Genomic DNA, 20,325 nt, shown 5'->3' with positions numbered 1-20,325 from the left:
AGTGGACTGAGCGATGTGGTTCAAACCACAACGTCAGCTATCTGTTCGATGGTAGGAATGCGCAGCCAGGAAGTCCAAGACGAGATGCTTATTCTTGTATAACGATCGTCTTATAGTGTGCCGCTGTCGACGAGCGGGGGCGGAAGGCAGCGTAAGAATGCGAGCAGATGCGGCGACGTGTCGTCGTCGCGATAGGTGGCGGCGAGGGTCGAACGCTGTGCGGAACCCGGGCCTTCCAGGTGGCGGTACACGACGTCGGTACGTCCATGCCGGGCAACCGATTCCCCGACCACCGTCACGCCCAGCCCCGCCGCGACGAGCGCAATCGCAGTCTGTATTTCGTAAGCCTGGTGCGCGATGAACGGCGTCACGCCCGCATCGCGATACAGCGACAGCACCGACCGCTTGTACTGCGCATTCTGATGCTTCGGATAGAGGATCAACGGCGTGTCGGCCAGTTCGGCGACTTTCACTTTCTTTCGCTTTGCAAGCGGATGATCGAGCGCCATCACAACGACGAGCTGCTCGCGCAACAGCACGCGCGACGTGTAGCCCGACATGGGAAGCGGCTGTCGTCCGATGCCGACGTGGATGCGCATGTCACGCAGGGCGTCGCTCTGCTCGTCGGTGAGCATTTCGTAGAGCTTCAGCTCGACCTGCGGAAACTCGCGGTGAAAAGCCTTCAGCGCAGGCGGCAGAATGCTGTACATCGCCGAGCGGGTAAAGCCGACACTCAGCCAGCCGCGCCGGCCCATGCCGATTTCAGTCGCGCCGAGCGTGGCCTGTTCGAGCGAGCCGAGTATCTGTTTCGCCTCGGTACACAGGTACTGCCCTGCTTCCGTGAGACGCAGCGGCCTGCGCGTGCGGTCGATCAGTTGCGTGCCGAGCCGCTCTTCCAATGCGCGGATCTGCTGGCTGAGCGCGGGTTGCGCAATATGCAGACGCTCTGCGGCGCGGCTGAAGTTCAACTCTTCAGCGAGCGTCACGAAACATTGAAGCGCTCTGAGGTTCATCGGTCGAGTCGTTGCGTTGGATCGTTGGGCGTCGACATGATGACATGCTTCGCAGGTCGCGACGATCCACACCGTCCCACGTTCGTGCTCAGCCAGCCGCTTCCTTCTGCTCCACGGGCACGCCCACATCCATCGCGCTCGACACTTGCCGCAATTCGTCCGCGATGATCGAAATCAGCGCTTCCGCCGCCGCGCTGAGCGGCCGGCGCGGATGGCTCACGCGCACGATGTGCCGCACGATGCGTGGCGCGAGTATCGGATACGCGCGCAGCGTCCCCTCCCGCACCGCGCGTCCAACGACGATACGCGGCAGAATCGTCGCAAAGCGCGTCTTCTCGACGAGCGCGACGATGGTTGACAGCACATCGATTTCGAAGCGCGGCGCGAGCATCACATCTTCATGTTGCGCCGCCGTATCGAGCACACCACGCAGACCGTTGCGTTTGGTTGGCAACACGAGTTCCAGTTCGGGCAATTGCGCGAATTCGATCGAATGCGGCAGCTCCGGCCCATGCGCGACACTGGTCGCGAGCACCATCTCTTCGTCGAGCAGCGGCTGCGAATCGAGCGACAGACGCGCACGCGGCTTGTTGATCAGCGCGGCGTCGAGCTGACCGCCCGCCACCCAATCGATGAAAGTTGCGCTGTAGCCGTCCGCTACCGTCACTTCGACATGCGGATAGCGCGCATGAAAACGCGACAGCGAATCCGCCAGCACGCTCTCCGTCACCGACGCAATGAGCCCGATTCCGACATGCCCCGTCACCACTTCGTCGCGCTGCACGAGTTGCTGCCGCGCGTGCGCGAGGTCACGCATGATGGGCAGAAAGAGCCGGTACATCAGCCGCCCCGCGGCGGTCGGCGCCATGCCGTGCGCGCCCCGATCGAAAAGCTGCTGGTGCAACTCCTCCTCCAGCTTCGCGATCTGCATGCTGAGCGCGGGCTGCACGATGTTCAGCCGCTTGGCCGCGCGCGTGACCGAGCCGTCTTCGAACAACGCGATGAAATACTGGATTTGCTTGAGGTCCATAACTGGGACGATCCCGGAAGCGGGTTATCACGACGACTAATGGCGGCCATCCGTTTCATCAGGCCACAGCCGAAAGCCCCGCTGGGCATGCCGTGGCAAATCCCCGGCGCACAAGGCGGCACGGGCGTGTGTATTGATATCGCGCTGTAAGGCGAACGTCATCGGGGCTAACACGGATATCAGCAACGATGATCCAAAGCATCAAAAATCAGTATTAGAACTTATACCGCCTTGTCGTTACGCTTGGCTCCATGTCCTCTCGATCCGATTCGCATCGAAAGCATCGAAGAGGCGGCAATGATGGAGACGCAGATGAACACTCGCGACGCCGCGACCCAAGGCGCCTTTTCCGCCACGTCGTTTTCGCAAGCCGTCACGTGGGCCGAGCCTTCGGGCGCGTTCACGCTGCGCGGCTGGCTCACGCATCTCGCCCGCACCGGACGTCTCGCGACGATCGACCGGCCCGTCGCGCTCGAACACGAACTGGCCGCTGTCGCCAAACGGCTCGACGGCACGCAGGCCGCATTCTTCACGCACCCTGGCGGACTTGACGTGCCGGTGGTGAGCGGCTTCATGTCGAAGCGCTCCTGGATCGCGGAAGCGATGGGCGTCGAGGAACACGCCTTGCTCGCGCGCTTTCGCGATGCCGCCGACGCGCCCATCGCATCGCAACGGGTCGCGCGCGGCGAGGCGGCCTGCCAGCAGATCGTTCATACCGATGCAATCGACCTGCACGCGCTGTTGCCGATCCCGACACACAGCGAGCACGATAACGGCCCCTACATCACGGCTGGCCTCGTGATTGCGCGCAATCCGCGCACCGGCGTGCAAAACGTCTCGATCAACCGTATTCAGGTGCATGGCCGCGACCGCATGGCGATCCTGCTATTGCCGCGCCATCTTTATGCCTTCCAGAAAGCAGCCGAAGCAAACGGCGACGCGCTCGACGTCGCCATCGCCATCGGCGTCGATCCACTGACGATGCTCGCCTCGCAAGCCATCACGCCCATCGATCACGATGAGCTGGAAATCGCCGGCGCATTGCAAGGCGCGCCGCTGCCCGTCGCGCAATGCGTCACGAACAGCGTGTACGTCCCCGCGTTCGCGGAGATTGTGATCGAAGGACTCATTCTGCCGAACGTGCGCGAGCCCGAAGGCCCGTTCGGCGAGTTCCCGAAGTACTACAGCGCGAAAGAAGCACGTGAAGTCATCGAGGTCACGGCTGTAACGCATCGGCGCGACCCGATTTTTCATACGATCGTGCCCGCTGAAATGGAGCACCTGCTGCTCGGTGGCATTCCGCGTGAAGCGACGCTGCTCGCGCATCTGCAACGCAGCCATCCGGGCGTGAAGGACGTGCATCTGTCGGTGGGCGGCGTGTGCCGCTATCACCTGTGGATCCAGTTCGACAAGAAGCGCGAAGGCGAAGCGAAGAACGTGATTCTCTGCGCGTTCGGCGCGCACTACGACATCAAGCAGGTAGTCGTCGTCGATACGGACGTGGACGTGCATGATCCCGCCGAAATCGAATGGGCCATCGCGACGCGCTTTCAGGCCGATCGCGATCTCGTCGTGATCGAAGGCGCGCAAGGCTCGCCCCTCGATCCGTCGACGACCGTCGGCCAGCCCGACGATGCACCGCCGCATCTGCAAGGCGTCAGCGCGAAGATGGGGCTCGACGCGACACGGCCCGTTGTCTATCCCGCCCATGTGTTCACGCGCGTGCGGATTCCGGGCGAAGACACGGTCGATCTGGAGACCCTCGTCGCCACGGATAACACCGCATTCGACGCTTATCTGGCCCGCCGTCATGACTGAGCGCCCAACCCGCAAACCACGCATCGTCGTCGGCATATCGGGCGCAAGCGGCGCGATGATCGGCGTGCGCCTGCTTGCCGCGCTGCGCCGGATCGGCACGCACGAAACGCATCTGATCGTGTCGACGTCGGGCGCCATCACGGCAGCGCAGGAAATGGGCCTCACGCGCAGCGATCTCGACGGACTCGCGGATGTCGCCCACAACGTGCGCGACATCGGCGCAACCATCGCGAGCGGCTCGTTCGTCACGGAAGGCATGGTGATTGCGCCCTGCTCGATGAAAACGCTCGCGGGCGTTGCGAACGGCTTCGCGGACAACCTGCTGACGCGCGCTGCCGACGTGATGCTCAAGGAGCGCCGGCGCCTCGTGCTGGTGGCGCGCGAAACGCCGCTCAACCTCGCGCACTTGCGCAACATGACGCTGGCAACCGAAATGGGCGCCATCGTGATGCCGCCCGTGCCCGCTTTCTACGCGCATCCGAAGACAATCGAAGACGTGGTCGATCACACGGTCGGCCGCATTCTCGACCTGTTCGTCATCGAGCATCGCGAGATCGCGAAGCGCTGGAGCGGTCTCGCCGATGAATTCGCGAGCCGCCGCGACGACGATGGAGCCGACCGATGAACCAGCGCGACATGAACGTTGCCGAAGCCCCTATCGTTGCGGAGCGCGACGCGCCCGCACACGAGGCCGCGCCGGCACGCGCAGTGAAACATGTCGGCCGCCCGATGCAGCGGCTCGAAGACCCGGCGATCCTGACGGGGCGCGGCCGCTATGGCGACGACATCGGTGTGAAGCCGGGCACGCTGCACGCCGCCGTGCTGCGCTCGCCGCACGCGCACGCCCAACTCGTTTCGATCGATGCAAGCGGTGCAGAGAAGTTGCCCGGCGTGCGCGCCGTGCTGACGCGCGACGATCTGCGCCCATGGTCGCGTCCGTTCGTGGTCGGCGTGAAGTCGCCGATGGAGCAATGGGCGCTCGCGATGGATCGCGTGCGCTACGTCGGCGAGCCGGTGGCCGTCGTGCTGGCAGAATCGCGCGCGCTCGCCGAAGACGCACTCGACCTCATCAAGGTCGAATACACGCCGCTCGATCCCGTCACCTCGATCGAGCAATCGATGCGCGACGACGCGCCCGTTCTGCACGAGCGGGTCGGCACCAACGTGATCAGCGACCGGCACTTCCGCTACGGCGAGCCGGAGGCTGCATTCGAGCAGGCTCCGCATCGTGTGAAGCTCGTTACGCACTATCCGCGCAACTCGTGCGCGCCGATCGAATGCGGCGTCGTGATCGCCGAGTATCTGTCGGGCGACGAAGGCTACGACGTCACGTCGAATTTCATGGGTCCGTTCTCGCTGCATGCCGTGATGGCGATGGCGTTGAACGTGCCCGCGAACCGCTTGCGTCACAAGGCCCCGCGCGACTCGGGCGGCAGCTTCGGCGTGAAGCAGGCGGTGTTTCCGTATGTCGTGCTGATGTGCCTCGCGTCGCGCAAGGCGGGCGCACCCGTGAAATGGGTTGAGGACCGACTCGAACATCTGAGTGCGGCCACTTCTGCGACGGCGCGGCTATCGACCATCGAAGCCGGCGTCGAAAGCGATGGACGCATCATCGCCCTCTCCTACGATCAGCTCGAGGATTGCGGCGGCTACGTGCGCGCGCCCGAGCCCGCCACCTTCTACCGGATGCACGGCTGCCTGACGGGCGCCTACGCGATTCCGAATCTGCTCGTGCGCAACCGCGTCGTGCTGACTAACAAGACGCCGACGGGTCTCGTGCGCGGGTTCGGCGGGCCGCAGGTGTATTTCGCGCTCGAACGGCTGATCCAGCGTATTGCCGTCGAGTTGAAGCTCGATGTGCTCGACGTCTATCGCCGCAACTTTGTGCCTGCGGATGCGTTTCCGTATCGTGCGGCAGCGGGCGCGCTGCTCGATTCAGGCAATTATCAGGAAGCGCTGCGGCGCGCGCTGTCGGATGGCGGCCACGTCGAACTGGTCGCGCGCCGCGATGCCGCGCGCAAGCAAGGCCGGCTCTATGGCATCGGCTTCGCGGCCATCGTCGAGCCTTCCGTGTCGAATATGGGCTACATCACGACCGTGATGCCCGCCGAAGCGCGCAAAAAAGCCGGACCCAAAAACGGCGCGATCGCGAGCGCGACCGTGAGCGTCGATCTGCTGGGCGGCGTGAACGTGACGATCGCGTCGACGCCCGCGGGCCAAGGGCATATGACCGTCTGCGCGCAGGTCGTGGCCGACGTGCTTGGTCTCGATCCGAAGGACATCGTCGTCAACGTCGAGTTCGATACGCACAAGGACGCGTGGTCCGTCGCATCGGGCAACTATTCCAGCCGCTTTGCGGGTGCGGTAGCAGGCACGGTGCATCTCGCCGCGATGCGCGCGCGCGACAAGCTCGCGCGCATCCTCGCGAAACAGTTCGGCTGCGTGCCCGACGACGTGCGCTTCGAAGGCGCCCGCATCTATCCGAAGGATGCTGAAGAGCGCGCACTGCCGTTCGGCCGCGCCGCGAGCAATGCACCGCACTGGGCGCCCGCGCTCCTGCCCGAAGGCGAAGAGCCGGGTTTGCGCGAGACCGTGTTCTGGTCGCCGCCTCATATGGACGCACCGGACGAGAACGACCGCATCAATACGTCGGCGGCCTACGGCTTCGCATTCGACATGTGCGGCATCGAACTCGACCGCGCGACAGGCCACGTACGCGTTGACAGGTATGTCACGGCACACGACGCAGGCACGCTGTTGAACCCCGCGCTCGCCGATGGCCAGATTCGCGGCGCGTTCGCGCAGGGTCTCGGCGCGGCATTGCTCGAAGAGTTCCGCTATGGCGCGGACGGCAGCTTCCAGTCGGGCACGCTCGCCGATTATCTGATGCCGACCACCTGCGAGGTACCCGACCCGCTGATCGTGCATCTGGAAACGCCCTCGCCGTTCACGCCGCTCGGCGCGAAAGGATTGGGCGAAGGCAACAACATGAGCACGCCCGTGTGCATCGCCAACGCCGTGGCGGACGCGCTCGGCATCGACGATATCCGCTTGCCGCTCACGCCATCTAAGGTGATGGCGCTGATCGGTATCGACGATCCGGAGCCTTCGCGGCCTGAGTATCGCGAAGCGCCCACGTCGAAGCCCGCAACGCCTGGCGGCGGACGCGCGCTCACGGCGCAAGGCAGCGTCGATCTGCCCGCCACACCCGAGGCGATCTTTGCGGTGCTGCTCGACCCCGCCGCGCTTGCGAAGGTCATTCCCGGCTGCCACGCGCTCGAAGCGATGGGGCCGAACCAGTATCGCGCGGATGTGACGATCGGCGTCGGCATGATCAAGGCCCGTTTCGAGGCGCGTATCGGCTTGTCGGAGATCGATGCACCGCATCGGCTGCGGCTTGCAGGCGCGGGCATGTCGCCGCTTGGCAGCGCGCGCGGCAATGGCCTGGTCGAACTCACGCCGACGGCCAACGGCACGCGCCTCACGTACGACTACGAAGCCCAGGTGTCGGGCAAGGTCGCCGCCGTCGGCGGGCGCATGCTCGAAGGCGCGGCGAAGGTCGTGCTGCGACAACTGTTTGAAGCACTCGGACGGCAGGCTGCAGGCCAACCGCTCGCGACGGACGGCTCGCCACTCGCGCGGTTGTTCCGGCGTCTCTTCGCACGCTTCAGGAGGCACGCATGAAGCCCGCCGCATTCGACTACGTACGCGCCATGACAACGCACGAAGCGCTCGACGTGCTCGCCCAAAGCGGCGAAGACGCGCGCGTGCTGGCGGGCGGCCAATCGCTGATGGCCGTGCTGAACATGCGGCTCGCGCAACCGCGCGTGCTCGTCGACATCTCGCGCACCGACGAACTGAACGCCGTGCGCGTGGATCGCGATGCGCGGCGCCTGGTCGTGAGCGCAGCGGCGACGCAAGGCAGCGTCGAATGGCGCGCGACGCTGCGTGACGAAGTGCCGTTGCTCGCGAAGGCCTTCCCGCACATCTCACACTTTCAGATCCGCAATCGCGGCACCGTGTGCGGCTCGATCGCGCATGCGGACCCGAGCGCGGAATTGCCGCTCGTACTGACGGCGCTCGGCGGCGAGGTGCTGCTGCGCTCGAAAAAGAAACAACGCACCGTGTCCGCAAACGACTTCTTTCAGGGCATGTTGATGACGGCGCGCGAGCCGGACGAACTCGTCGAAGCGGTGCGCTTCCCGCTGAAGGAGCCGGGCGAGCGCTTTGGGTTCGCTGAATGCTCCGCACGTCACGGCGACTTCGCGATGGTTGCGTGCGCCGCCGTCGTCACGGACGACGCGATACGGATCGCCGTGGGCGGCGTCGCGGACCGGCCGAAAGTCGAGTGCTGGCCACGTCTGCAGGGCGTCGACCTGCGCGGCGCATTGAACGATTTGAGCTGGAAACTGGGCGCGCAGGACGATGCGCATATCAGCGCGAAGTACCGCCGTCATCTGGTTCGCGAACTCGGATGGCGCGTGATCGAGGAGGCCAAGTGAGCAAGTCCACACCGTATGTCATGCGGCACGGCGAGCAGCACGCCGTCACGCTGACGCTCAATGGCCGCGAACGCAGCGGCCATTGCGAAACCCGCGAGTTGTTGTCCGATTTTCTGCGTCATGAACTCGGCGCGACGGGCACGCACGTCGGCTGCGAACATGGCGTGTGCGGTGCATGCACCGTGCATGTCGATGGCGTCGCGGCGCGTTCGTGCCTGATGCTCGCGGTACAAGCCGACGGCCGGCGCGTCGATACCGTCGAAGGGCTCGCACCCGCGCAGACGCTCGGCGATCTGCAACAGGCGTTCTCGCGTCATCACGCGTTGCAGTGCGGCTTCTGCACGGCGGGCATCCTGATGTCGTGCGCAGACTTTTTACAGCGCGTGCCTGATCCGACGGAAGAGCAGGTGCGCGAGATGCTGTCGGGGCACATCTGCCGCTGTACGGGCTATACGCCGATCGTCGCCGCCGTGCTCGACTGCGCGGCGCGGCGCAAAGCGCCGTGCGCGGACACGGAGGCCGAACATGCTTGATCTCGGCCGCACGTTTCTGCAAAGCGTGGAGCGCAGCCCGAATGCGCTGGCGCTCGTCGACGGCGAGTTTCGCGTCACTTACGCGCAATGGCACCAGCTGATTCTGCAAGCGGCGCACGGGCTGCGCGAGCTGGGTCTCGCGCATGGCGACCGTCTGCTCGTCGTGCTGCAAAACCGCTGGGAAATGGCGACGCTGCACTGGGCCTGCCAGTTTGCGGGCATCGTCATCGTGCCGCTCAACTGGCGCGCGAAGCCCGACGAACTCGACTATTGCGTGACCGACGCGGGCGTGAAGGCGATCGTCTACGAACCCGTCAGCGCGGAAGCCGTGATGCAAAGCCCCGCCGCGCAGAGTGTGGCACGCATCGCGCTAGATGATGCGCCGGGACGCACCGCATCGATCAACGTGCTGCTCGCGGTTCAAACGGCTCACGCAGACGAAACCACCGAATCGACGCCGACGCACGCCTCTGCCGACGACTACTCGCTGATCCTCTACACGTCCGGCACGACGGGCAAGGCCAAAGGCGTGCCGCGCCGACATCGGCACGAACGCGCCGCAGCGCTCGCACACGTGGCACAGAACCTCTATCGGCATGGCGAACGCACGCTGGGCGTGATGCCGCTCTATCACACGATGGGCGTGCGCTCGCTGCTTTCGATGGCGCTCGTCGATGGCCTGTTCGTCTGCGTGCGCCGCTGGAATGCGCGCCTCGCGCTCGATTCGATCGCGCAATACAAGCTCTCGTGTCTCTATCTCGTGCCGACGCTCTATCACGATCTGCTCGCGGATCGCGCGTTCGGCGATATCGATACGTCATCCGTCACGAAGCTCGGTTTTGCAGGCGCGCCGATGAGCGATGGCTTGCTCAAGCGTCTGTCCACTGCCTTCGAACCTGAACTGTTCGTCAACCACTACGGGTCGTCCGAGGTCTACACGGTCAGCATCGACCAGCACGCGACGCTCAAGCCCGGCAGCGCCGGACGCGCAGGCATCAACACCCGCTTGCGCGTCGTGAAGCTCGACGCGCAGTCGCCGGACGACGTCGCCGCCGTGCGAGAAGAAGGCCAGATCATCGCCGACCTGCTCGGTGACGAAGCTTTCGAAGGCTACTGGAACCGGCCCGATGCGAACGCGAAGTCCCTGCGCAACGGCTGGTACTTCACGGGCGACACCGGCTTCTTCGACGAAGACGGCGATCTCTACGTGTCCGGCCGTGTCGACGACATGATCATCAGCGGCGGCGAGAACATCTCGCCTGTCGATATCGAATCGGTGCTGTCGCTGCATCCGTGCGTCGACGAAGTGGCCGTGGCAGGCGTGAAGGACGAACGCTGGGGACAGCGCGTCGTCGCTTTCGTCAAGCGAAGCGATTACGTCGACGGCGACACGCTTGACGCATGGTGCCGCGCGTCCGATCTCGTCAACTTCAAGCGCCCGCGCGACTACGTGTTCGTCGACGACATTCCGAAATCCCCGGTTGGCAAGATCCTGCGCCGCAAGCTCCAGGCGGGCGAATACCTGCGCGACGAGCGCGGCCCGGCCGCATCGGTCGACGCTTTGCATCAACACATTGAAATCACGAAGGAGTGACACTCATGACCGACCTGACCCACCGCGGCCAGACGCTGCTTCAAGACCTCGACGGCTTTGACGTCGAAATCGACGCCCAACGCGAACGCGCCGACATCATTCTGAACCGCCCGCCGTTCAACGTGATTTCGATGCATGCGCGCGACCAGTTGCGCGTGGCCTTCGAAGCCCTCGACGAAGACGACCGCGTGCGTGTGATCGTCGTGCGCGCGAAGGGCGAGCATTTTTCCAGCGGCGGCGACATCAAGGGCTTTCTCGAAGCATCGCCGGAACGCGTGTCGAAGCTCGCGTGGAATATTGCGGCGCCCACGCGCTGCTCGAAGCCGGTGATCGCGGCGAATCGCGGCTTCTGCTTCGGCGTGGGCTTCGAGCTGTCGCTCGCATGCGACTTCCGCATCGCCACTGATACGACCTTCTACGCGCTGCCCGAACAGAAGCTCGGTCAGATTCCGGGCTCGGGCGGTTCCGCGCGCTTGCAACAGATGGTCGGCATCGGCCGCACGAAAGATATCGTGATGCGCTCGCGCCGTATTCCCGGTAAGCAGGCGTATGACTGGGGCATCGCCGTCGAATGTGTCGCTGACGCCGAGCTTGAAGCTGCAACGGATGCGCTCGTCGATGAGTTGCGCGCGTTCTCGCCGCTCGCGCAACGCACCGCGAAGAAGCTGCTCAACGATACGGAAGATGCGCCGCTGTCGATTGCGATCGAACTGGAAGGCCACTGCTATAGCCGCCTGCGTTCGTCCGACGATTTCCGCGAAGGCGTCGAAGCATTTCACGCGAAGCGCAAGCCCGTGTTTCGCGGGCAATAAACAGTAAACGCGCGATAACAAAGCGCACGACAAAGGTTTGGGAGAACGTTCATGGAACGCTTCGATTACGTGATCGTCGGTGGCGGGTCGGCTGGGTGCGTGCTTGCGCACCGGTTGTCGGCCGTGCCGTCGCTGCGCGTCGCGTTGATCGAAGCGGGCGTGGACACGCCGCCGGGCGCCGTGCCCGGCGAGATTCTCGACAGCTATCCGATGCCAGTGTTTTGCGGCGACAGGTACATCTGGCCCGAGCTGAAGGCGCAAGCGACGCGCGGCGCGGCCACGCGTGTCTACGAACAAGGCAAGGTGATGGGCGGCGGATCGAGCATCAACGTGCAGTCGGCCAATCGCGGCCTGCCGCGCGATTACGACGACTGGGCCGCGAACGGCGCGACGGGCTGGGCCTGGCGCGACGTGTTGCCCTACTTTCGCAAGCTCGAACGTGATGTGAATTTTCCCGGCGGCGACATGCACGGGCACGACGGCCCCGTGCCGATTCGCCGCATCATGCCCGAAGACTGGCCGCCGTTCTGCCATGCGTTTGCGAACGGACTGCGCGCTCAAGGCCTCGTAATGCTGCGCGATCAGAACGCCGAGTTCGACGATGGGTTTTTCCCCGGCGCGTTTTCGAACACCGACGACAAACGCGTGTCGACGGCTGTTGCCTATCTCGACGACGCGACGCGCAAGCGCGGCAATCTGCGCATCTTCGCGGAACTGCGCGTCGAGCGCATGGTGATGGACGGCACGGTTGCGCGCGGCGTCGTTGCCGTGGCACACAACGGCGAACGCGTGCAGTTCGACGCGAACGAAGTGATTCTGTGCGCTGGCGCGTTGCAGTCGCCCGCGATGCTGTTGCGTGCAGGCATTGGATCGCGGCAGGAACTGGACGCGCTCGGCATTGCATGCCGCGTCGATCTGCCTGGTGTGGGACGCAATCTGCAGGATCATCCGTCGCTGACGTTCTGTCATTTTCTCGCGCCGCGTTTTCGCATGCCTTTGTCGCGGCGGCGCGCCAGCATGATGGCGGCGCGCCTGACTTCGGGCGTGGACGGCGGCGAAGCATCCGATCTCTATCTGTCGAGCGCAACGCGTGCCGCGTGGCACGCGCTCGGCAACCGGCTCGGCCTGTTCTTTCTGTGGTGCAACCGGCCCTATTCGCGGGGCCGCGTGCAACTGGTCTCTCCCGATACATCCATTGCGCCTCGCGTCGAACTCAATCTGCTCGATGACGCTCGCGACCTCGAACGGCTCGCTGCCGGCGTGCGAATGCTTGCGCGCGTCGTCGATGCTTCGGGCCTCGGTCACGATGCACGCGACTTCTTTCCTGCCGCGTTTTCGCCGCGCGTGAAAGCGTTGAGCCGCGTCGGGAGAGGCAATGCGATGCTGACCTCGATACTCGGCACGCTGCTCGATACGCCGGCGCCTTTGCGGCGCGCGTTGATCGAACGCTTCTTCACGCGCGGCAAGCGCATGTCCGCTTTACTCGCCGACGAACACGCGCTTGCGGACTTCATCCGCGCGAATGTGTTCGGTGTGTGGCATGCGAGCGGCACATGCCGAATGGGGCACGCGAACCAGCACGACAGCGTGACCGATACACAAGGCCGCGTGCATGGCGCACAAGGGCTGCGCGTGGTCGACGCATCGCTGATGCCGCGACTGCCATCGGCCAACACGAATATCCCGACCATCATGATCGCCGAGAAGATTGCGGATGCCATGGTCAAGCATCGACATGCAACGGGCGCGACGCACGTAGCGCCACTCGTTTCAACGCCTTAGCGAATTCAACCGACGGTTTCATTAACGCCAATCAGAGCACGCAATCGACAGGTGCCACTTTCACCGGACTGATACAGAGACAGGACGGTGACCATTCAAGGAGATGAATGATGTCCGTAGCAGCGCAAAACGGCGCCGCCGTGCCGGCTATCGACCAGCGGCAGGTCATGGGCGCAGTGTTCGCCTCATGTCTGGGCTGGGCACTCGATCTGTTCGACCTGTTCGTGCTCTTGTACGTGGCGCCCGTCGTCGGGCGTCTGTTCTTCCCGTCCGATCACGCGATGCTGTCGCTCGCAGGCGTCTACGCCTCGTTCGCGGTCACGCTGCTGATGCGCCCGCTCGGCTCCGCGCTGTTCGGCTCGTACGCCGACCGTCACGGACGCAAGGGCGCGATGATCGTTGCCGTGGTTGGCGTCGGCATATCGACGGCGGCTTTCGGCCTGCTGCCAACCGTGCATACGGTCGGCCTGGTCGCGCCCGTGCTGTTTCTGATTCTGCGGCTCGTGCAGGGCGTGTTCGTCGGCGGCGTGGTCGCGTCGACGCATACCATCGGCACCGAATCCGTCGCGCCGAAATATCGCGGCGCCGTGTCGGGGCTGATCGGCGGCGGTGGCGCGGGCATGGGCGCGCTGCTCGCTTCGCTGACGTTCCTGCTGATGTCGTCGCTCTTTCCGGGCGAACTGTTCGACGTGTGGGGCTGGCGCTGCATGTTCTTCACGGGGATCATCAGTTCCGTGCTCGGCCTCTTCGTGTTCAACAGCCTCGAAGAATCACCGCTGTGGCGCAAGCTGGCCGCAGAAAAAGCAGCGAAAGCCGCGGCGCAAAAGCGCGATGCCGCCGTCGAGATCGTGCGCTCGCCGCTGAAAACGCTGTTCTCGCGCGACTATCGGTCGATCCTGTTCGTTAATCTGCTGCTGACCATCGGCGGCGGCAGCGGCTACTACCTGACCTCGGGTTATCTGCCGACGTTCCTGAAGGTCGTGAGCCACGCGCCCAATGGTGCCGCCGCCGCGATCCTGATGATCTGCAGCGTCGCCGTCGTGATCGCGTCGGTGGCGGCGGGACACTTGAGCACGTTCATCGGCCGCAAGACGGCGTTCATCTGGATCGGGCTGATTCGCCTCGTCGCGCTGCCGGGCATCTTTCTGCTGCTGCCCACGGCCACGGACATCGTGACGCTCGGCATCTACGCAGTCGTGTTGAGCGCGCTGGGCAGCGCCGGTTACGCGCCGATCCTGATCTTCCTCAACGAGCGCTTTCCGACGGCGATCCGCGCGACGGGCACGGGTCTGTCATGGAACATCGGCTTTGCGATCGGCGGCATGATGCCGACCTTCGTCTCGCTGGTCGCGAAGGAAACGAGCCAGTTGCCCGTCATGCTCGCGATCTTCGTCGGCGCGATCAGTGTGATCTTCCTGATTGGCGCGTTCATCGTGCCGGAGACGCGTGGCCGGCTCGATCAGCCCGCTTCGCGCAACGCTAGCTGAGCGGTCTCATTCGTCCGCCGCGCTCTTCGTGACGCGGCGGATTTCCTCCGCGATGATGTCGATCAGGGCTTGCGCGGCGGGCCCGATCGGGCGCTTCGGATGCGAGACCTGAACGATGTGCCGCAAGATCGACGGCGTCGTAATGCGGTGCGCGCGCAACGTGCCTTCGTCCACTTTGCGCTGCACGACCACACGCGGCAGGATCGTCGCGACGCTGCTTTGTTCGACGAACTGCACGATGGTGCTCAGCAGATCGATTTCGAAGGTGGGCTTGATGACGATATTGGCGGCCATCAACGCGGCATCGAGTGCGCCGCGCAAGCCGTTGCGTCGGGTCGGCAGCACCAGTTCGACGGCGGGCGGCTGTGAAAGATCGATGGTTTCCGGCAATGTGGCAACACACTTCATGCCCGTCACGTACACCATCTCTTCGACGAGCAGCGGCTGCATGTCGAGCGTGAGCCGGCCGCGCGGCTTGTTGATGATCGCGGCATCGAGGCGCCCTGCTTCGACGCCGTCGATCAACTGCGCGCTGAATCCATCGGCCACCGATACCTCGACCTGAGGAAACAGCGCATTGAACTTCGCCAGTGATTCGGCGAGCACGCTTTCCGTTTCCGAGGCGACCATGCCGAGCGACACGCGGCCCGTGACGATCACATCCTGACGGCTCAACTGGACGCGCGCGTGCTCGATGTCGCGCATGATCGGTGTGTATAGGCGATACATCTGGCGCGCGGCGTCGGTTGGCGTCATGCCGTGCGGACCGCGTTCGAAAAGAGCCTGCCCCAGTTCCGCTTCGAGCTTCGAAATCTGCATGCTGAGCGCCGGCTGGACGATGTTCAGGCGCTTCGCCGCGCGCGTCACCGAGCCGTCTTCGAAGAGTGCGATGAAGTACTGGATTTGTTTGAGGTCCATGCGGCCATTCTACGTCGACTGCCTTCTCACCAACGTCGGCAAAGGCGCAATCACAGCAGGCGGCTGCGTGTCACCACGCGGCTCGTGAATCAACCGTATCAGCAATTCAATCGACGCCTGCGCAATTGCTTCCGTATTGATCGCCACCGTCGTCAGCGACGGCCGCACCTGATGCGCCAGCTGAATGTCCGTGATGCCGATCACGGAGACATCGTCGGGCACTTTACGGCCTAGCGTCGCCAGCGCCTGCAACGCGCCGATTGCAAGCAGATCATTGGTCGCAAACAGCGCGCTCAGATGCGGCTCGCGCTCCATCAACTCCACGCATGCAGCAAAGCCCGCGTCGATCGTATCGGGAATCTGCAGCACGGCGGCATCGTCCGGTTCCAGACCGGCTTCGCGCATCACCTCGCGAAAACCCGTCGCGCGCGCATCTTGCAGGCCGCCGCAACCGTCGCCGACCAGCATGCCGATATCGCGATGCCCCAGTTCAAGCAGATGTCGCGCCGCGAGCGCGCCCGCATGCGCGAAATCGACCGCCACGCAGGGCAGCGCGGGCAACTGCTCGGGATGCTCCCACAGGCTCAACACGATCGGCGCGCCGACGGCCGCGGACTCGCACAGTTCGTTGATCGCGATATCCGTGTTGAGCACCAGCACGCCTTCGGCAAGCGTGCCCGCAATCTGCGTGAGGTACGCACGGCCGATTTCCGCATCGTCGTCCGTGTTGCAGACCATCAGAAAGTAGCCGGCGCGTCGCGCCGCGCGTTCGGCCGCGAGCACGAACTCGGGATAAAACGGATTCGCGATGCTCGACAGCATCAGGGCCAGCGTCGGCGAGCGCCCTTCCGCCAACGCGCGCGCGTTAAGGTTCGGCCGGTAGCCCAGTTCGCGGATAGCACGCTTCACGCGCTCAGCGGTTTCGGGTCGTACCTTGTCCGGATTGCGCAACACGTTCGAAACGGTCGCTGCCGTGACCTTCGCGCGTCGCGCGACGTCGGTTAATGTCGCCATGCCAGAAAGATTAGGAAAGATCCCATATTTAGAGACTGCGAATCAGATGTTGCGCATCTACCGCAGGCTTTGATAACTTTGCTCGAAAGGATATTGGAGACAAACATGAACGCACTGTCGTGTACACCCGAATTTAAACGCTTAAATCCCCACCGCGCAAGCCTCTGCGCGATTTTTTTCCACGCAAATTTAAGCGTTTAAATCCAGGGAAAACACCATGTCCGCCATCTCCCTGACCAACATTCAGAAGACCTTCGGCGCCAACGCGCCCGTCATCCGCAATCTCAATCTGGAAATTGGCGCGCACGAGTTTTGTGTGTTCCTCGGACCGTCCGGTTGCGGCAAGTCGACGTTGCTGCGCATCGTCGCCGGCCTCGAAGACCAGACCGACGGCGACGTGGCGATCGGCGGCCGGTCGATGAACGGTGTCCCCGCCGCCGAGCGCGGCGTCGCGATGGTGTTCCAGAGCTACGCCCTCTTCCCGCACATGTCGGTCTACGAAAACATGGCGTTCGGCTTGAAGCTCGCGAAAACGCCGAAGGCCGAAGTCGACCGGAAGGTGCGCGAAGCGGCGCGCGTGCTGCAGCTCGATACGCTGCTCGAACGCAAGCCGCGTGAACTGTCGGGTGGGCAGCGCCAGCGCGTCGCGATTGGGCGCGCGATCGTGCGCGAGCCGGGCGTGTTTCTGTTCGACGAACCACTGTCCAATCTCGACGCGGCGCTGCGCGGCCAGACGCGCATCGAAATCGCGCGGCTGCATCAGCGCTTCGCGCAGGCGAGCGTGGTCTACGTGACGCACGACCAGATCGAAGCGATGACGCTCGCCGACAAGATCGTGCTGCTGCACGCGGGCGCGGATACGCAGCGCTTCGGCAGCATCGCGCAGATCGGCGCGCCACTCGAGCTTTATCATCGGCCGCGCTCGCGGTTCGTCGCGGGTTTCATCGGTTCGCCGCGCATGAATTTCCTCGACGGCGAAGTCGACGCGATTGCGCGCGACGGGGTACACGTCAGACTCAAACGCAGCGACACGACGCTGCGCGTGCAGGTCGACGGCGCGCGTCTCACGCGCGGCCAGACTGTCACGGTCGGTATTCGTCCCGAGCACATCCGTCTTGACGGCGACGCGCAAACACTCGCGGTCAAATCGCTGATTACCGAACAACTCGGCGAGCACAGCTACGTGCATGTGGAATGCCCGGACGGCATGCTGATCGCGAAGGCGCCCGGCGACGTGTCGATTCGCAACGGCGAGCCCCTGGCGTTGCGCATGCCCGCCGACGCATGCCATCTGTTCGATGAAGAAGGGATCGCCCTCGCGCGTACGGTCGAGACAGAAGCGCAAGCCGTCGCTCTGCACATGTCGTAAGCGCAGCTTCGCAACGACGCGAACCGCGCCTGCCGGGTTCGCCGATCTCAACAGCCGGCCATAGAGCCGGCGCGGTGGGCACGAAGACCGCTGTCCGCGTCGAGCGGCCGGCCAACAACGCAGTTCAAGGAGACTCCACGATGATCAACAAGCACCTGAGCCGCATTGCCGGGCTCGCCTCGTTCAACACGCGCTCCGTGACGGCTGCGCTCGCCGTCTCGGCGGCGCTGCTGTCGGGCTTCGTCGCAGATGCCGACGCCGGTCAGCTGAACGTCAACGTGTCGGCGCGCGGCAACCAGCGCTCGACATGGCAGGACGCGTTCGACAAGTTCAAGAAGGCCAATCCCGATGTCGATCTGAAGATCACCTACATCACCGAAGAAGCGTACAAGGTGCAGATGGGCGGCTGGCTCGCGACCGATCCGCCCGATGTCGTGTCGTGGCACGACGGCGAGCGCATGGCCTACTACGCGAAGCGCGGCCTGCTCGAAGACCTGTCCGGCGACTGGTCGAAGAACGGCTGGAACCAGCAGTACGCATCGGTGAAGGAAGCATCGACGTATAACGGCAAGCAGTATGCGGCGCCCCTCGGCTATGACGCATACGGCTTCTTCTATCGCAAGGACCTGTTCGAGAAGGCAGGGATCAAGAGCGAACCGAAGACGTGGGAAGAATTCCTCGACGCCTGCAAGAAGCTCAAGGCAAGCGGTGTCGCCCCTATCGCCGTCGCCGCGCGCGACAGCTGGACGCTTGCCGCATGGTTCGATTATCTCGACTTGCGCATCAACGGCAACGCGTTTCACCAGAAGCTGATGGCAGGCGAAGTGCCGTACACCGATCCGCGTGTGAAGAAGGTCTACACGACGTGGAAGACCTTGATGGACGATCACTACTACATCGACAACGCGCTGTCGTACGATCTCGATTCGATCGGCCCGTTCCTCGCGAATGGCAAGGCCGCGATGATGCTGATGGGCACGTTCTTCTCAGCGGGCATTCCGTCGAGCGTCAAGGATCAGATCGGCTTCATGCGTTTCCCGGTGATCGATCCGAAGGTGCCGATGGCGGAGGACGGTCCCGTCAACGTGCTGCTGGTTCCCGCCAAGGCCAAGAACAAGGCCGACGCGCGGCGTCTGCTCGCGTTCATGGAAACGCCTGAAATCAACGCGGATCTCGCGCGCGGCTGGGGCCAGTTGCCGTCGAACAGCAAGGCGACGGAGCCGGAAGATCCCATTTCGAAGGTCGGCTTCCAGACGCTCGCCAGCACGACGGGCGGCATCGCGCAGTTCTACGACCGCGACATGACGAAGGAAATGGCCGACGAAGGCATGAAGGCCATGCAGCAGTTCTATAACGATCCGTCGCAGATCGACTCGCTGCTCGCCCGTCTCGAAGCGACCCGCAAGCGCATCTATCACAAGTGATGTCCTGAAGGCGGCCGTCCGAAACGCGGCTGCCTGCCGGGCGCATCGCAATCGATGCGCCCACGAATCACCTGCCGCTCGCCGCAACGGGTGAGCCGCATCGAACGAGGTTTTCGTCATGTCCACGTCTATCGCTCGCCTGCCTTCGGCGCGCAGCCGCCGCACGTCCAGGTCCGGGCGCGCGCGCAATCGCGCGGCGTTCTTCTTTCTGCTGCCGGGCTGCGCATTATTCGCGCTGTGCGTGATCTATCCGATCTTCAGCAGCATCGCGCTCAGTTTCTACAACTGGGACGGCATGACGGAAAAGACCTTCATCGGCCTTGCGAACTACGCCGAGCTGTTCCAGGCGGATACGTTCTACGTCGCGCTGAAGAACAACCTGATCTGGCTCGTGTTCTTCCTGCTTGCGCCGCCGTTGGGCCTGCTGTTCGCGTTGTACCTGAACCAGCAGGTGAAGGGCATGCGCGTCGTGAAGTCGCTGTTCTTTGCGCCGTTCGTGTTGTCGGGTGTGGTCGTCGGTCTCGTGTTCAGCTGGTTCTATGACCCGACCTTCGGTTTGCTCAAGGTGATTGTCGGTCACGGTATTCCCGTGCTCGGCGATGCGCATACGGTGACGTTCGGCATCGTGTTCGCCGCGCTCTGGCCGCAAACGCCCTACTGCATGGTGCTCTATCTGACAGGCCTCACGTCGATCAACCCCGAAGTGGTGGAAGCCGCGCGCATGGAAGGCGCGAAGGGCTGGCGTCTGTTGTGGCACGTGATCCTGCCGCAACTGCGCCCGGCCACCTTCATGGCAGTCGTGCTGACGGTGATCGGCGCATTGCGCAGCTTCGACCTGATCGCGGTGATGAGCGGCGGCGGTCCGTTCGACAGTTCCACGGTGCTCGCCTATTACATGTACGACCAGGCCATCAAGTACTACCGCGAAGGCTATTCGGCGGCCATTGCCGTCGTGCTGTTCGCGATCATGCTCGTCTACATCGTGTTCCATCTGCGCCGGATGCTGCGCGAAGAACGCTGACTCACGTA

At 64.0% G+C, this 20,325-nt stretch carries 16 protein-coding genes; 12 read left to right on the top strand and 4 right to left on the bottom strand.

Annotation, left to right across the window (positions count from 1 at the left end; translation table 11 throughout):
• Positions 1-110: 110 nt before the first annotated feature.
• Complete coding sequence (locus BLT65_RS05000; RefSeq protein WP_091775461.1) at positions 111-1,013, bottom strand: LysR family transcriptional regulator; 903 nt, start codon at positions 1,011-1,013, stop codon at positions 111-113.
• Between the two features lie 88 nt (positions 1,014-1,101).
• The gene (locus BLT65_RS04995; RefSeq protein ID WP_042304900.1) at positions 1,102-2,043 is read right to left on the bottom strand and encodes a LysR family transcriptional regulator; all 942 of its coding nucleotides are present in this window, start codon (positions 2,041-2,043) and stop codon (positions 1,102-1,104) included.
• Between the two features lie 312 nt (positions 2,044-2,355).
• On the opposite strand from BLT65_RS04995, the gene BLT65_RS04990 reads away from it, so the two are divergent.
• From BLT65_RS04990 to BLT65_RS04950, 9 genes are all read left to right on the top strand, one after another.
• Positions 2,356-3,861 carry a UbiD family decarboxylase gene (locus tag BLT65_RS04990; protein WP_208545729.1) on the top strand — a complete coding sequence of 502 codons (1,506 nt, stop codon included), beginning with the start codon at positions 2,356-2,358 and terminating at the stop codon, positions 3,859-3,861.
• Positions 3,854-4,486, top strand: a complete 633-nt coding sequence (locus BLT65_RS04985; RefSeq protein WP_091775455.1) for a UbiX family flavin prenyltransferase — start codon at positions 3,854-3,856, stop codon at positions 4,484-4,486. The genes BLT65_RS04990 and BLT65_RS04985 overlap by 8 nt, the downstream gene beginning before the upstream one ends.
• Entirely contained in the window at positions 4,483-7,545 is a 3,063-nt protein-coding gene (locus tag BLT65_RS04980; RefSeq protein WP_091775453.1) for a xanthine dehydrogenase family protein molybdopterin-binding subunit, read from the top strand. The genes BLT65_RS04985 and BLT65_RS04980 overlap by 4 nt, the downstream gene beginning before the upstream one ends.
• Complete coding sequence (locus BLT65_RS04975) at positions 7,542-8,363, top strand: FAD binding domain-containing protein (protein WP_091775449.1); 822 nt, start codon at positions 7,542-7,544, stop codon at positions 8,361-8,363. Before BLT65_RS04980 ends, BLT65_RS04975 begins: the two co-directional genes overlap by 4 nt.
• Entirely contained in the window at positions 8,360-8,896 is a 537-nt protein-coding gene (locus tag BLT65_RS04970) for a (2Fe-2S)-binding protein (protein WP_091775446.1), read from the top strand. Before BLT65_RS04975 ends, BLT65_RS04970 begins: the two co-directional genes overlap by 4 nt.
• Entirely contained in the window at positions 8,889-10,490 is a 1,602-nt protein-coding gene (locus tag BLT65_RS04965; protein WP_091775443.1) for an AMP-binding protein, read from the top strand. The genes BLT65_RS04970 and BLT65_RS04965 overlap by 8 nt, the downstream gene beginning before the upstream one ends.
• Before the next feature lie 5 nt (positions 10,491-10,495).
• A complete protein-coding gene (locus BLT65_RS04960; RefSeq protein WP_042304906.1) occupies positions 10,496-11,302 on the top strand; it encodes an enoyl-CoA hydratase/isomerase family protein in 807 nt (268 codons plus the stop codon).
• Positions 11,303-11,353: 51 nt separating this feature from the next.
• On the top strand, positions 11,354-13,084 hold the full coding sequence (locus BLT65_RS04955) for a GMC family oxidoreductase (RefSeq protein WP_091775440.1): 1,731 nt from the start codon (positions 11,354-11,356) through the stop codon (positions 13,082-13,084).
• Between the two features lie 110 nt (positions 13,085-13,194).
• Positions 13,195-14,571: an MFS transporter gene (locus tag BLT65_RS04950; protein WP_091775437.1), complete on the top strand. Its 1,377-nt coding sequence runs from the start codon at positions 13,195-13,197 to the stop codon at positions 14,569-14,571.
• Positions 14,572-14,577: 6 nt separating this feature from the next.
• Here the strand turns inward: BLT65_RS04950 and BLT65_RS04945 are convergent, their stop codons facing one another.
• Together BLT65_RS04945 and BLT65_RS04940 are read right to left on the bottom strand one after the other, a co-directional pair.
• Entirely contained in the window at positions 14,578-15,489 is a 912-nt protein-coding gene (locus BLT65_RS04945) for a LysR family transcriptional regulator (protein WP_042304908.1), read from the bottom strand.
• A gap of 9 nt (positions 15,490-15,498) precedes the next feature.
• Entirely contained in the window at positions 15,499-16,503 is a 1,005-nt protein-coding gene (locus BLT65_RS04940) for a LacI family DNA-binding transcriptional regulator (RefSeq protein WP_042304909.1), read from the bottom strand.
• Between the two features lie 217 nt (positions 16,504-16,720).
• On the opposite strand from BLT65_RS04940, the gene BLT65_RS04935 reads away from it, so the two are divergent.
• The 3 genes from BLT65_RS04935 (at position 16,721) to BLT65_RS04925 (ending at position 20,317) form a co-directional block, all read left to right on the top strand.
• Complete coding sequence (locus BLT65_RS04935; protein WP_091775435.1) at positions 16,721-17,872, top strand: ABC transporter ATP-binding protein; 1,152 nt, start codon at positions 16,721-16,723, stop codon at positions 17,870-17,872.
• A 140-nt stretch (positions 17,873-18,012) separates the two neighbouring features.
• A complete protein-coding gene (locus BLT65_RS04930) occupies positions 18,013-19,296 on the top strand; it encodes an ABC transporter substrate-binding protein (RefSeq protein ID WP_042304946.1) in 1,284 nt (427 codons plus the stop codon).
• Positions 19,297-19,414: 118 nt separating this feature from the next.
• A complete protein-coding gene (locus BLT65_RS04925; protein ID WP_007583882.1) occupies positions 19,415-20,317 on the top strand; it encodes a carbohydrate ABC transporter permease in 903 nt (300 codons plus the stop codon).
• Positions 20,318-20,325 lie beyond the last annotated feature (8 nt).

The organism is Paraburkholderia steynii, from assembly GCF_900100565.1.
Classification (GTDB): Bacteria; Pseudomonadota; Gammaproteobacteria; order Burkholderiales; family Burkholderiaceae; genus Paraburkholderia; species Paraburkholderia terrae.
Note: the sequence above shows the minus strand (reverse complement) of the source record. Positions and strands in the feature narration are given on the sequence as shown.